Annotated in this window: 14 protein-coding genes and 1 pseudogene; 3 read left to right on the forward strand and 12 right to left on the reverse strand. The window is 50.6% G+C overall.

Annotated elements, in window-relative coordinates; all coding sequences use genetic code 11:
• Window positions 1-35 precede the first annotated feature (35 nt).
• The 6 genes from NSQ46_RS17025 to NSQ46_RS17050 all read right to left on the reverse strand — a co-directional run bounded on the left by NSQ46_RS17025 (window position 36) and on the right by NSQ46_RS17050 (window position 4,738).
• Entirely contained in the window at window positions 36-605 is a 570-nt protein-coding gene (locus NSQ46_RS17025; protein WP_028404589.1) for a TetR/AcrR family transcriptional regulator, read from the reverse strand.
• A gap of 417 nt (window positions 606-1,022) precedes the next feature.
• On the reverse strand, window positions 1,023-1,784 hold the full coding sequence (locus NSQ46_RS17030) for an SDR family oxidoreductase (RefSeq protein WP_007128326.1): 762 nt from the start codon (window positions 1,782-1,784) through the stop codon (window positions 1,023-1,025).
• Window positions 1,785-2,023: 239 nt separating this feature from the next.
• On the reverse strand, window positions 2,024-2,701 hold the full coding sequence (locus NSQ46_RS17035) for an SUMF1/EgtB/PvdO family nonheme iron enzyme (RefSeq protein WP_342574117.1): 678 nt from the start codon (window positions 2,699-2,701) through the stop codon (window positions 2,024-2,026).
• Between the two features lie 17 nt (window positions 2,702-2,718).
• Window positions 2,719-3,087 carry a DUF4180 domain-containing protein gene (locus tag NSQ46_RS17040; RefSeq protein WP_028404586.1) on the reverse strand — a complete coding sequence of 123 codons (369 nt, stop codon included), beginning with the start codon at window positions 3,085-3,087 and terminating at the stop codon, window positions 2,719-2,721.
• 77 nt (window positions 3,088-3,164) lie between these two features.
• A complete protein-coding gene (locus NSQ46_RS17045; RefSeq protein ID WP_341341834.1) occupies window positions 3,165-3,827 on the reverse strand; it encodes a TetR family transcriptional regulator in 663 nt (220 codons plus the stop codon).
• A 197-nt stretch (window positions 3,828-4,024) separates the two neighbouring features.
• Entirely contained in the window at window positions 4,025-4,738 is a 714-nt protein-coding gene (locus tag NSQ46_RS17050; RefSeq protein ID WP_251535137.1) for a 2-phosphosulfolactate phosphatase, read from the reverse strand.
• Between the two features lie 308 nt (window positions 4,739-5,046).
• Here NSQ46_RS17050 and NSQ46_RS17055 point away from each other — a divergent pair, with 308 nt between their 5' ends.
• The 3 genes from NSQ46_RS17055 (at window position 5,047) to NSQ46_RS17065 (ending at window position 8,207) form a co-directional block, all read left to right on the forward strand.
• Window positions 5,047-6,354, forward strand: a complete 1,308-nt coding sequence (locus tag NSQ46_RS17055; RefSeq protein WP_007128331.1) for an MFS transporter — start codon at window positions 5,047-5,049, stop codon at window positions 6,352-6,354.
• A gap of 110 nt (window positions 6,355-6,464) precedes the next feature.
• The gene (locus tag NSQ46_RS17060; RefSeq protein WP_342574121.1) at window positions 6,465-7,331 is read left to right on the forward strand and encodes a phosphosulfolactate synthase; all 867 of its coding nucleotides are present in this window, start codon (window positions 6,465-6,467) and stop codon (window positions 7,329-7,331) included.
• A gap of 219 nt (window positions 7,332-7,550) precedes the next feature.
• A complete protein-coding gene (locus tag NSQ46_RS17065; protein ID WP_007128333.1) occupies window positions 7,551-8,207 on the forward strand; it encodes a YitT family protein in 657 nt (218 codons plus the stop codon).
• Window positions 8,208-8,282: 75 nt separating this feature from the next.
• Here the strand turns inward: NSQ46_RS17065 and NSQ46_RS17070 are convergent, their stop codons facing one another.
• The 6 genes and pseudogenes from NSQ46_RS17070 to NSQ46_RS17095 form a co-directional block, all read right to left on the reverse strand.
• Window positions 8,283-8,828: a DinB family protein gene (locus tag NSQ46_RS17070; RefSeq protein ID WP_007128334.1), complete on the reverse strand. Its 546-nt coding sequence runs from the start codon at window positions 8,826-8,828 to the stop codon at window positions 8,283-8,285.
• 285 nt (window positions 8,829-9,113) lie between these two features.
• A complete protein-coding gene (locus NSQ46_RS17075) occupies window positions 9,114-10,265 on the reverse strand; it encodes an FAD-dependent oxidoreductase (protein WP_007128335.1) in 1,152 nt (383 codons plus the stop codon).
• An 83-nt stretch (window positions 10,266-10,348) separates the two neighbouring features.
• Window positions 10,349-11,062, reverse strand: a complete 714-nt coding sequence (locus NSQ46_RS17080; RefSeq protein WP_007128336.1) for a methyltransferase domain-containing protein — start codon at window positions 11,060-11,062, stop codon at window positions 10,349-10,351.
• The gene (locus NSQ46_RS17085; RefSeq protein WP_342577006.1) at window positions 11,049-12,164 is read right to left on the reverse strand and encodes a type III polyketide synthase; all 1,116 of its coding nucleotides are present in this window, start codon (window positions 12,162-12,164) and stop codon (window positions 11,049-11,051) included. Before NSQ46_RS17085 ends, NSQ46_RS17080 begins: the two co-directional genes overlap by 14 nt.
• Window positions 12,165-12,390: 226 nt before the next feature.
• Window positions 12,391-13,414, reverse strand: a pseudogene (locus NSQ46_RS17090) (2,3-butanediol dehydrogenase).
• Between the two features lie 19 nt (window positions 13,415-13,433).
• Window positions 13,434-14,042 (reverse strand): TetR family transcriptional regulator, encoded by a 609-nt coding sequence (locus tag NSQ46_RS17095; protein ID WP_007128340.1) that lies wholly within the window; start codon window positions 14,040-14,042, stop codon window positions 13,434-13,436.
• Window positions 14,043-14,132: the final 90 nt, after the last annotated feature.

Here is a 14,132-nt window from a genome sequence, read left to right on the forward strand (position 1 = left end):
AGATGAACAGAGCCCAGCTGTCCCGCGGCCTGCTTCTAATGTTGCCTGTTCTTCATTTTCAGGAAATTCGTGAGCTGCTCGTTCATATATTCCGGGCTGCGGGTGAAGCCGTCCTCATGCCATTGAATCAGCAAGCCCATAATGGCATTGGCCTGATACGCGATGACCAGCGGGATGTCGATGGAGTCCTCATTTGGTGCGGATGTGCTTTCCAGCATTAAGCCTTTAATTTTCTCAAACAACGAGTAGTAATAAGACAACGAAGATTTTTTATCAAACACAATTTCATAAAACGGCTGGTATTTCTTCACATGGTGAAAGATGCGGATCGTTGAAGGATCAAGATGGCTAGGGTCCAGCATAGCTACATGACGGTAAGGCTCATAATAGGATTCCTCCAAATCTTTAAGCAAATGATGGAGATGCTCGTCAAATAAAGTCCCGACGTCTTTATAATGCAAATAGAAGGTGCCCCGATTGACGCCCGCTTCACGGCAAAGCGCGGACACTGAGATTGATTCCAACGTGTTCGTTCGTAATAAACGCAATAACGCTTGATGCAGTGCTTTCTTGGTCTTGATGACCCTTAAATCATTTTCGTTCATGGCCTGTTCACCTCTCCACGCATACACAGATGTATACTCCTCGTATTGTTAATGAACGTTAATCCGACAATTTGTTCAATAACTGAATAATGACAAGAATTATATACCGATCGCTGCAAAAAGTACACTAAACGTCTTTCCATCTATCCTATGGCTTTGCCGTCCGAGCGTCGACGCAGGTCATCGTGAAGCAGTCATCATTACAACGCGCGCCGAGAGAGACACGCGGTAGCCGCTTCCCGTTCCGTACACTATCCCCAATCGCTGCTGGCCAAGAAAGGTTGGGGACGAAAACTCCTCTGCAAGATCGTAACCGCCAGCACAAGAAAAAAAGAGCGTCCCGCAGTAGAACAATCTACAACGGGAAGCTCTTCCGTGTCTGATCGATATGAGGTTATTATAATTACGCTCAATCTATTAGAAGCCGGCTGTCCAGCCTCCGTCCGCGGCGATGACGGCACCGTTAATAAAGCTGGATTCATCGGATGCCAGGAATAAAGCGACTTGAGCGATTTCTTCCGGTTGACCGGCACGCGGAATGACGCCTTGGGTTACTTTCGTGCGGGAAGCACCGAACTCGTCCAGATTTTTCATCGTCGAACCAATATTGGTGATCGTTGCACCGGGCGCAATGGCGTTGCAGCGGATTCCCTTCTGCGCATACATGAATCCGGTGTTCTTCGTAATGCCGATCACCGCGTGCTTCGAAGCAGTGTAGGCTGCTCCGGCATGCGCACCGCTGAATCCGCCCGTCGAAGCCGTGTTTACGATCACGCCTTTGCCCTTTTCAAGGAAAATTGGAATCGCCTTGCGGATCGCACGCATGACGCCTTTCGTGTTGATATCGAAAATCAGATCCCATTTCTCATCATCCACTTCGCCTACCGGCGCCATATTATCCATGATCCCGGCATTATTCACAAGGATATCCAGGGTTCCATACTGTTGAACGGCGGTATCGATCATGGCATTGATGTCCTCCAAATTTGCAACATTCGTTCTTATTGCGATGGCTTCTCCGCCGGCAGCCTTGATCCCGGCTGCAACCGCTTCCGCGCCTTCTTTATTTAAATCGGAGACAATCACCTTCGCCCCTTCTTGTGCATACAGCTCAGCAATTGCTTTACCCATTCCCGATGCTGCACCTGTAACGACAGCCACTTTATCCTTCAACCGCATAACGATCCCTCCGCATATTTATTGAACAGTTGTTCATTTAAATTATAGAAAAGCTTGCACGTCTTTGTCAAACCAGAGATTTGTGGACTACGGAACGAGTCATCCTGGCGAATCCGCAGTCTTTTGCTTAGATAATCTCCGTTTTAACGTAAACGGAGCTGCCGATCATCCCGGCAGCTCCGTTATTATAAAAGTTATGTGAATTTCCTTAGGTAAAAGTTATCATGGCTTATCCAGCCTCATATCGACCTTGCAACGCGGAAGCCCAGATCGTCTATTTTAAAAGCAGGATGACTGCGACGGCGGCAACTCGCGCCGCATCCCCTGGCCTCTTCGGCCCAGCTCCCTCCCCGAAATAACCGATAAGAGCCGTATACGAGGGGATCATATTGATCCCAGCACCACTCCCACACATTGCCGATCATATCGAACAGCCCCCAAGCATTCGGCTCCTTTACACCGACAGCATGAGCCCTGCCCTCCGAGTTGCCGTGATACCAAGCGATATCATCGAGTTCACCGTATCTGTAGCCAGTCGTTCCAGCAAGGCATGCATATTGCCATTCCGCCTCAGTGGGAAGACGGTAGCCGTTCGCTTCACGATCAACATGAATCTGTTCACCACCATCGGTTACGGAGTAGCATTCCTTCAAGCCGAATTGCCGAGACAACGCATTACAAAAATGTATAGCATCATACCAAGAAATATTAGCGACAGGGATGTTGGAGTCCTGGAATCTTCGCTCTTTCGTTTGCATGACCATAGAATAAAATGCTTCCGTAACCGGTACAGGTGAAAGGCCAAATGAATCCAGCTCCACCGTCCACGTCTTCTTGATCCGGTCGTCCCTAAGTTTAACGCGACCCGCAGGAATCGTAACCATGGGGTATTGTTCTCGAGAATGAAGCTGCGCCATCCATGTATCCCCCCAATCTACTTAATGGAGCTCAGCTTCTCTATCGCCTGTTGTTCAGTCGGCATAAAGAAAAAATCACTGCCATTATTGCTTTCGTATATGAAATCACGAAGGCTTCGGCTTGAATAGATGGTGAAATCCCCAACAATGGCAAGCTTCGCTCTATAATTGATGAACTTTTGCAGGATATCGCCGGCTAAACGTGTGCTTAAATCGAAAAAACGCTCGCTGATCAATGATTTATGTATGACGATCCGATCGCTGCCCGTCTCATATTGTACGGTTGCCATCAGATCCAATGCGGACTGAACGTCACTAATTAATATACCGCTGCCAGTAACGAGGGCAATGTCCCTGCCGCCTGCCTCGAGCTTCGTTATCTTCATTTTACATCCTCCCAAGTGTATGGTGGTCTTCCAAGCACGCATGGTTATATATGCGAGAAATGCATGCGTTGCAACTGCTATCCCCCCTTGCGGCCGGTAAATGATCGTACATAATCCTCGCCAATCGTCCGGTTATCTCCCCCATGGATCAGCGGTACGTCCGCTACCCTGAAGAAGCTTAAACCGATCACCATCGCCAGCAATCCGTAAGCCGCGTTGTAGGTATCCTTAACGGACATTTCTCCCGTCTGATTGCCGAAATCAATGATTTTGGCGATCCCATGGAAATCCCTGCTGTAGCTCTCGGCGACAACCTCCTGAAATTTCGGGTCCAATGCGGCCTTCGAGAAAAATTGAACAAACAGCCTGGCTTGATCGATATGAGGAATATGCATCCTTTCAATTCCATCCAGCTGCGATACGTTAATGCTCGGTGCCTCATCGTCACGGTAGGGAGGCAATAAATGCTTCATTGTCACCTCCATCATCTCCATCGCCGTCATGGAGCTTTTGATGTCCGATTCAATCTTAAGCCCGTAATAGGCAAGGAATGCCTTGAAGGCTTCGATGGTCAAATGCTCTTTGTTCTTAAAATAATACGTGACAACCCCCTTTGAGCAGTCTGCATGCTCAGCTACCTTATCCAGGGTCATGCCGTCGATTCCATGCCTGCTGATGCAGGTTAACGTCGCATTGATGAGATCCGCCCGGCGTTTCGGTTCCATTCCGATCTTTGGCATATCCATATCTCTCCTGTTTTTTTATACTGCACGGTCAGAATAAAAAGATTATATCCAAATATTCCCTATGCGTCAAATTCGGCTGCGTAACCTTCGAAACTCTGAGTAGCGGAACTCCTAAAAAAGACGGCTTCCCTAGAATTTAACCGCTCGATTCTTGCTGGTTATAACGACTTCCCCGCTATTTGGAACCTTCATCATACATGTGCATGGATGGAACCCGCCATCACCTTTTCAATCAACGGCATCCCATTTCGAATGTTCACTTTCATCACGAAATCGGACGGAACCTCCTGGGTGCATAGCGATAGATCCTCCTCCAAAAACTCAGGCTGCCCGTTGTCGTAAAACTTCTTGGCTGCTTCCGAAGCTCGAATCCGCTGGATGGTCGCTTCCGGCGTTACGCAGTCTGACCGTTGGAGGAGATCGGCGATATATTCGGCGCATGCCAGGTCATCATCCCCCGAGGGATGGGAGGCAATGATGTTAATCGTCGTCTCTTCATCCCGCAACCATCGATCCTTAATAATTTCAGCGGTAGTCCTGGCATTCGAAAATCCAGTAACCAATACATGCTCGGCATTCAACGCATTTAAAGCAGCAGTCACTCCGTTGGTTGTCTTCTGGATCAGAAGCTTCCCTTGGAGATCGAACTCCTGCAAACGAGCAGGCGAGTTATCCAGTTCAAATCCCGGGATTAAAAGCCCCTTAATTTCACCAGCCAATATGAAATCAGGGTTTAAGCGCTTTAGTTCCAAAGCTTCATCGACTGTCGCTGCTGGAATGATGCCTTGAGCCCCTCTCAGAAATGCATGGTGAGCCACGGTAAACGCGCGGATCACGTCAATGACAACATTGATATGAGCAGCCTCGGGTGGCTGGTTATGTCCTTGGAGCATTCGAATTTTCATGTTGCATCCCCCTTACCCTGCGAATTAGGCAGTTTAATAAACAGTATATTTTCGCCGGCATAAGAGGTGATTTGTCTAATCGCAAGCTCTAATTACGCTGACCGTATTTGTACCGCTTCGCTACGGAAGCGAGGTACTCCATAGAAAGGAGGTGATCCAGCCGCACCTTCTCGCAGCCTTGAACTCGGAATCAGCCGCGGAATATATAATCCGAATGTGGTCATAATTAGGATGATATGTACATTTACTGCACAACCTGAAAGGGTACCCTTATGTTCTGTTAAATCTCCACATCGAGGAGCCACATCATGGAAAAGACAAAAAAACGAAAACTGAACATCAGCTTCCAAAGCGATATCGACCTGGAGGACTCTCCGGAGACAACGGACGAAGATTCAAAGGCCAAAGCCAAATCGGCAGGCGGTTCTAAGGGACAAGTCTGGGAATTCATCGCGCTGGCGACCATTCCGATCGTGCTGGTATTCGGCAATTCCATGCTGGTCCCGGGACTTCCCGAAATGCAAAGGGAGCTTGGCATCAGCAAATTCCAGAGCAGCTTGATCATCACCATTTTCTCGCTGGCGGCAGGCCTGTTTATTCCGTTGATCGGGTATCTGTCGGATCGGTTCGGCCGCAAGGTCATCATCATTCCCGCCTTGATCCTGTACGGAGGAGCCGGTATCCTCGCGGGTTTCGGCGCGATATGGAATTCTTATGCGGTCATTATTTCCGCCAGGGCGATTCAAGGGTTCGCAGCGGCGGGAACGGCACCGATCGCGATGGCGCTCGTCGGCGATTTATACGATGGCGGGACCGAGAGTAAAGCGCTGGGTCTTATCGAAGCATCCAACGGCTCGGGCAAAGTGCTTAGCCCTATTATAGGCTCTCTGCTGATGCTGATTGTTTGGTATGCCTCCTTTTTCGCTTTTCCCGTTTTTTGCGCTTTATCGCTCCTGGCTGTGATCTTCTTGATTAAAGAGCCGAAGCGTAACCAAAAGCAGGAGCTCAAGAAATATCTGGGTAAGATCAAGGATATCTTCAAGGAGAAAGGCCGCTGGCTCATCACTGCGTTTTTTGCCGGATCGCTGGGGCTGTTTATTTTGTTCGGCGTGCTGTTTTATCTCTCCAACATCCTTGAGGAGAAGCCCTACAATATCGATGGCGTGATGAAGGGGTTGATTCTGGCCATCCCGCTGCTGGGGATGGTTATCACTTCCTATACAACCGGGAGCCTGATCAAGAAAAAAGGGCTGCTGATGCGCTGGTTAATGAACATCGGTTTAATCGCCATGACGGTTTCATTAGCCGCTACCCTGTTCTTTTTGAAGAACATCTATGTATTCATTGCATTGCTGACGGTCAGCAGCATTGGAACCGGAATGCTTCTCCCCTGCTTGAACACAATCATTACCGGCGCGGTCGAAAAGAGCGAACGGGGGATGATCACATCGCTGTATAACAGCTTGCGGTTTTTGGGCGTTGCAGCGGGTCCTCCCTTATTCGGGTGGATGATGGACAAATCCGATCATGTGGTGTTTATCACCGTTTCTTCCCTTTCTTTGGTGACATTAGGTCTTGTGTTCTTTTTGATTCGGCCCCCTCGCAAGATTGCCTGATCGGCATTCCAATATGGTTAAAGATGGGCACCTGCCTTTAGGGTTGCGCATATGATACCAGTGTCAGTTGGAATATCGACAAATCAAAAATGAATTGGGGAGATTTTAACATGAACAATTCCCTGCGTGCAGTTTGGCCCACGGAGTTAAGTGACCCGAGCGGGCAGCGCAGCAATCCCGCCATGGGAAGAAAAGACCGCGACGCCTATGGGGGCACAGGCCGCGGGATAACGATGGTCATTGATAAGGGTCTTGGCCGTCATGCGTTTACGGATCTGATCGAAACCTCTTCGGATTATATCGATTGCATCAAATTCGGTTTTGGCACGGCTCCGTTGTATAAAATGGATATGCTGCTGTATAAAATCGGCTTGGCCAAACAGCATGGGATCATGGTTATGCCGGGCGGTACCCTGCTCGAGACGGCCGTGCAGCAGGATATTGTCCCTGCATTCTTCAATTCCATTTGCAGCCTCGGATTCAATGCGGTCGAAGTATCCGACGGTACCATCGAGTTGTCCCGCAAACAACGAACGGCTCTGATCCGGGAAGGCAAACAACGGGGATTCCGCGTTTTTACGGAGTATGGCAAAAAGCTGTCCGGCTCCCTCATAGACGCAGCAATGCTTGCCAAAACGATGGAAACGGATTTGTCCGCAGGCGCCGAGTTTATCACGATCGAAGCTCGCGAGACGGGAATGGGCGTCGGCATTTTCGATAAGCAAGGCGAATGTCGGGAAGAATTGATCGATGATATCATTAAATTCGTTCTGGATACGAGAAAGCTGATTTGGGAAGCGCCTCTTAAACACCAGCAAGCCATGCTTTTGCGTAAATTCGGCTCCAATGTACATTTAGGGAATATTCCGCCTTCCGAGGTTCTTGCGCTTGAAACGATGCGCCGCGGGCTTCGTCAGGATACGTTTGAATTTGGGTTGAGGGCGCAGGAAGCGGATAAGTTTTGTTATGTCATTTAACACATAGCCGAAATAACGGCGGTTACGAATAAGGGCAGCCCGGGTAGGATTCCGGACTGCCCATTTATTATACGTTCGATTGACATGATGGTAATTCCAAACAGGGGCTTAGAGCGGCATGAGCTTTTTAACGATAACCCGGCATCCCCTTCAAGTGACAAGCATACACTACAATATCAGGATAGGCTTGTCACTTCAACCAATGAAGGAGATTTCAGTGTGAGCATTCCGTTCTTTCCCGATCGTTGGAGACTCTTGTTTTCTCGTCGAATAGCGATAAGGTTTCTTCTCATTACGGCCGGAGCTATCATACAGGGCTTCGCCATGGCCGTATTCTTGTTCCCTCACGCCATTCCGTCCGGAGGAGGCGCGGGGATCGCGGTGCTGCTTAACCATGCATTCGGCCTCCCGATGAGCTTCGGGCTTTGGCTTGCCAATACGATTTTTCTAGTATTCACCGTCCAATATCTAGGCAGCATCAGCGCTTTCGGGACCGTATATGTCATAACAGTCACTTCCGTATCCGTCAATTTCTTCGAGGTGTTTGTAGATCCGCCGTTCAAGAATGTATGGATTGATCTTCTCTTCGGTTCGGTGATTCTCGGAACCGGCGTCGCCATGCTGATCAGGCAGCGGGTCTCGAACGGAGGAATCGGTTTTGTGGCCCTGGCAATTTATAAATACAAGGGCATCAACCCCGGAACATCGTTGTTCTGGATGAACGGCATCATTTTTGCCCTGACCGCCTATGTGATTGATTGGAAAATCATAATACTAGCCGTGGGATGCCAATGGATGTCCACCCGGATCATTAACTGGATCCACCAGTTTCCCGCCCCGAAGACAACCTATGCACCCGCATGGCGTAAAAAATAATACGTGCTTGAAACGAAGACGAGTGGCTTCAAATGCCGATCCAAGCAATGGAGTCGCGCTTATCAGCCGATACGATTATCTACCGCTAACAGCATGCAGGAAGCGGCAATAGCCGATCTCGGCCGCATTTTTCATCAGCTCCACGTTCAGCCATGCCGCCAGTTCATGAAAGGGTCTCCCCGCAAACGGCCACCGCGTTCGTTCCGAAGACAGGAACTCTTCATCCGTGAGCGCCGACACTTCACGGTTCCATTCGCTTCTCAATTGATTGATCCTATCCCGGGTCTCTTGTATGCCGCCGCTCGAAAAGATATCTTCCCGGGCCAGAGTTCCGCTGCCAAACGAATGGTTCAGTACCATCGACCACCAGTACGCAATATGCCAAGTCAGCCAAGCTATGCTTGGTGGTCCGATATCGTAATTCTCCGATTCCGGCCATTCCGCCCGCCATATTCCGGATTCTTGATGCACATGAAGTCCTTTCGAGGCGGGTCGCCAATGAAACTCCTCGTCTTCCAGCCCGGTTAGATGCAGGTCGAGCAGCTGCCAAGCCATTTGGAACTGGAAATCAAGCGTGCTGCGAATCAGGCAGTTTGGATTTGACGGAGGGGCATCAGCCATACGAGTCACCTCCTCTCTTTATTGTAAACATTAATTTAATCTGTCTATATATTTACAAACATATTAAGTTATCGTCTGATTAAATGTCAATGGAAGGTCTAAACGAAAGTCCAATGGATTGTCGTGCAATCCGCCTCAATAATTTTATAAAATGTAATGATGACTGCTGCACGATACTCTGCGTCGACGCTCGGACGACAAAACTACGGAGAACTCAAACTCAACGAAGAATGGATGACTAGATGATAAAAAATGCTAATCAAAAAAAGCCGCATGATAGCGGCTTTACCTTGTGCCGATCCCCGTTTCGGACAGCCGGGTCGCTTTGACCAAATAAGTCGCCAGTCCAGGAATCATTCGGGCGATGGCGGGATAGAAGCGATTGGTTCTGGCAAATGCCAGGCTCTGAATTCTCCTCGCTCTTCGAAGGAGCTGCGTAAACGCAGCGTTGGCTTCGAGCGAATATTGATATTTCCATTCATCGAAAGGAATGTCTCCGTCTAAATACTTGCCGGTCCAGTCCGCGCATAGGCGTGAGGAGCGCAGCGCAACGGACATCCCGTCCCCGCAAAGCGGCGGAAGCATCATCATGGCATCACCGATGTGCGGGTATTGCGACCATGGCTCGGGCAGGTCGGATAAACGAAGCGGGGCGATCGATACCTGAGTTCCAGGAACAGGCTCCCCTTCAGCCATCCGATCGGCTAGCCTTTTGTTCGAGCGCGAAGCAGACCGGAGAATTTCCGGCACCGATTTCCCGCTTCCCTGCACCGATTTCAAGGTCAACAACGCAGCTACATTAACCCTTCCGCTCTCAATCGGCGATATTCCGACATAACCACCCTCGCAAAAATACAGCTCAACCCGAGGATGCAGCGTCACGCCATGATAATGGGACTTTAAACCAACGTATACGGGATCATCCCGTTCATCACCGGCGGAAGCCGCGCCGCGCGGCTTTTTGGTCCCGTGCGCGCCAATAACAGCCCTGGCCACATACCGAACGCGTTCGTCCCCTTGCTTGGCGTCTACTTCGTACCGCTGGTCGTCCAGCAGCCGAATATGGGTCACGGTCGTTCCCGTGACAATATCCGCTCCAGCGCGCATGGCATGCTGCTGCAAGAGCCGGTCCAGCTCATAACGGCTAAAGCCGTATGCCTGCCCAGGTAACGGAGCTGTGATCTCGCCGCCGTGAGGCATAATAATCATGGCGTGATCCATGATACTCGTTCCGATCGCCAGCTTATCGTGCCGGATGCCTAAGTACTCAAGCATCTCCTTCGTTTCGGGCGACAAGAACTCGCCGCAAGTTTTATGACGCGGGAAATGCTGACGGTCCAGCAGGAGGGTGCGGCGGCCCTGCCTGGCGAGCTGCAGCGCACAGCTGGTGCCCGAGACTCCAGCTCCGATCACGATGACGTCCGTTTCTACCGTCATGGATACACACCACCTTTCATCATGCTTGGGGACAATTTTGGACCGATGGATTTACGATCTGCTACCGTGAGTCGCTTGGCACCTCATATCTTGGGGATGACAACGGAATATCGGAACAGAGGCCTCCATTCGTAAGTCATCGTCTCGTGTGCCAATTGCCGTTTCAGCTGCTCCCAATCGCTTCCGTTAAAGCCCTTGGCCACTGACAACGGTCCATCATGCCTAATGTACCGGTTGCGGGAAATGAGACGCGTTGCCAACCAAACCGCTGCATAGGACAGCCGATGCCGATGGATATCATTGATCACGACTCCGTGGACGGAGGCCCGCAGCATGTGGGATACGATATCGATCAGCTGCTCGCCGTCAAAATGATGAACGAACTGAGAGCCTGTCACAATATCAGCCGTGGCTTCGGGGAGCTCCTTCACGTCCGCACGCTGTACCCGTACCCTTGGTTCCCTGCTGAATAACCGTCTGGCCTCCTCGCATGCTTCCTCCGTCAGATCAACCAGGGTAATCGTCAACTGGATCCCCTTTCGTTCGGACCATCGGATCAGCTTCCGGTTAATATCGCCTGAGCCTGCCCCTACATCCAGAATGCTGAGCTTGCCTGGACTTCCGATGCGCTTCCATAATTGATCCACCCCGGTCAGCGTGGGTCCCGGCGCAGCAAACAGTTTGTTCAGCCGCCTTAAATGCTTGAGTGCCTCGCTTAATTCTTCGCCGCCCCGGGAAAAGTCATCCATCAGCTCTTCTTCCTGCGCCCGCATGGACAATGGTCTAAAGAAGGACATGGTCCTGCTCACTTAAGGATGAAGAATATGCTGGAACGTAGCTAAAGCGCATAAGCTCTGCCGTCAGTCCGGGTCCGAATGCCATGGCAATCCCTTCTGTAGAGGCTTCATTCCGGTTTTTCATATCCATGCGCATGGCGTTCAGCACGAACATAATGGTGACGGAAGACAAATTGCCTGCCGTCCTTAAAACCTCTCTGCTGTAGTGTGTCTGTTCATCGCTTAGACGCATCACATCCTGTACCGCATCGACGATGCCTCTTCCTCCAGGATGGATCGCCCACAGCTCAGGGAGCTGGTCTTCATGGAGCAGGAGTCGAAGCTCTTCCTCGAGATGAGCAGCCAGCAGCTTAGGAATTCGGGGAGATAAATAAAGCTCGAAGCCAATATCCCCAACCTCCCATGTCATGTCCTCCGTTGAGTCCGGGAGAAGTACCGAGTAGCCGTAGCCCAGCTTCAGAACATGCTGATGCCAAGCCTCCGGGCAGCCGATGACGCAGGCGGACGCTCCGTCCCCGAAGAACGAAGCGGCAAACAACGCCTCCCTCTCCTTCACCGGCTGAAAATGAAGCGTACATAGCTCCACGCATACAATCAGCACATGGGCACTCGGGTCACCCTGAACGACATCCCGCGCCATCTGAATCGCTTTCAGCCCGGCGGCGCAGCCCTGGAAAATCAATGGCAGCCGATTGACCCGAGGCGATAGACCTAAGTGCCGAATCAGCATAATATCAAGACCCGGTTGAAATTGCCCCGTACAGCTGACCGTAATCATATGTGATACTTTTTCACGGGAAATGCCGGCATCGTTCAATGCCTGCTCAGCAGCCTCCAATCCAAGCGGAAGCGCCTCTCGCTGATAGGTACGCATTCGCTCCTCCGTGGACGGTACGTCCATTTCCTCGCGGAGCGGCAAATAACGGCAATCCTCAAGCGGCCCCAAGTAATTGGGTTCACAGGTATACCGTCTCTCTACGCCGCATGACTTGAACACCCTTTTCGCAAATCGGGCCAAATCCGGTCGATCCTGCAAAGATGAGGCTATTAAATCCGCAATATCGGACTGGGCAACCGAATGGGCGGGCAGGGCTGTCCCCATCCCCAGAATCGCAATATCGGTCGATGATCTCACTTCGCCAACCTCCTGTACAAACTTGGAATGTATTCATGGTATACCCTATTTCGGACATATTGAATTCCAAATTTCGAATATGGATAGGGTTAGGATATCCCAATGAGGTTGAATCGTATCCAGATCGAACCAATTTATCTTAAAACCAAAAAAAGCCCTGCCATAGAATAGGATCCATGACAGGACTGTTCGTTTATGACAATTGCATATCCACTAAAATTTTGCATTGCTTTCGGTCACTAGCAAGGGCCTCAAAGCCTTTTCCAACAATGTCTTCAAGCGGGATGAGACTTGTAATGACCTTATTTCCATCGATGATGCCGCGAGCGAGCAGCCGGATCACCTCAGGGAACAAATTGACATAAGCGTATGACCCGGTAATTTTCGCTTCGGTTTTTACAAAGCTGTTCGGACTGAAGGTAACCGGCTGTTCCCATAGGCTCACCACCTTAAACTCTCCGCCTTTTCGAACCGCGCTGACACCGCTTAAGAATGTGGCCTGAACGCCGGCTGCATCAAAGGCCACATCGACTCCGCCGCCCGTCAGTTCCTTGATTTGTTGAACCGCATCGGCTTCGACCGGATGGATAACATGGGTTGCACCGAGCTCCAGCGCTTTCTCCCGGCGTTCATCGGAAACCTCAACGACAATGATTTCGCTTGCTCCCGCCGCCTTTACCGCTTGAAGAAGCAGCAGCCCGATAGGACCCGCACCGAAAATAGCTGCCGTATCGCCCAGTCGCAGGGTGCTTTGCCGTACGGCATGCACCGCTACGGCTGTAGGCTCGACAAGCGCGCCAAGCTTTACGTCCATTCCTTCCGGAAGCTTAAACGCATTTTGCTTCTCGTACAACCGCATATTCCGCGAAGCCGCCCGACAGCGAATAGCCGTAACCGCTGCTGTTCGTGCACAGGTTGGCCATGCCTCTTCGGCAATTGGCGCAATGCCCGCAGGCAATCAGCGGTTCAACGGCCACCTTGTCGCCTGGCTGCATTTCCGTAACGCCCTCGCCAATTTCAACGACCGTGCCGGAGAATTCATGTCCAAGCACCGGCTGTGTCCGGATCGGAAAGGTCCCTGCCATATATTCATGCATATCGCTTCCGCAAATGCCTGCATAATCGACCTTGATGAGCACGTGGCCTGCTTCAAGAGACGGAACAGATGTCTCTTCAACCCGAATGTCTTTCGCTCCGTAAATTTTTGCTGCTTTCATGGTGTTATCCCCTTTGATGTTATCTTGAATGCAAACCGTGCAAGACCAGGCGAATGATATGCTCCGCCGCCTGCGCTGCATCGTCCTTTACAGGCGGCAAATCGCTGAACACCGGCTCGAGAAACGGAATCTGTCTGGAAAAAATAACGGCACCCATCACAAAATGCACGGCATGTACAATCGATTCGAAATGAAGCTCCCCCTGCCTCTTGCCTGCCTCCAATATCGCCCGTAGATGCTCCCATGACGGGTAATAGGCGTTCGATAGCATCCGCAGCCGGGGACTTTGCATCATCATTTCCTGCTGCAGGATATGAATAAGCTCTTCGTTCTCGTAACGGTAGGCAACAAATCCGCGAATAAACTGTTTAAGCGCCTCAACCGGTTCCTCCAAATGGAAGGACAACTTGGCAAAGTGCTCGTTAAGCGGCTCAAACAGCGCATATAGCAGCTTGTCTTTTCCTCCGAAATGGTAGGATACAAGCGCTAAGGCTACGCCGGCTTCGTCGCAGATTTGCCTGACGCTGGTGCCTTCAAAGCCCTTACCGGCAAAAAGCTTCCTGGCCGCCCCCAAAATTTTCTCTTTGACGTCCTTTTCCTGAGCCTGCTCCTGTTCTTCGTTTACCATCGATCTCCATTTCCTGTCTTCATGTATTTGCGATTCTCTATTTCGATAAGTTGCATTTTTAATTTTTGAACGATCGTTTTGAACAAGTGT

It is taken from the genome of Paenibacillus sp. FSL M8-0142 (assembly GCF_038597315.1).
GTDB classification, from domain to species: domain Bacteria; phylum Bacillota; class Bacilli; order Paenibacillales; family Paenibacillaceae; genus Paenibacillus_AQ; species Paenibacillus_AQ lactis.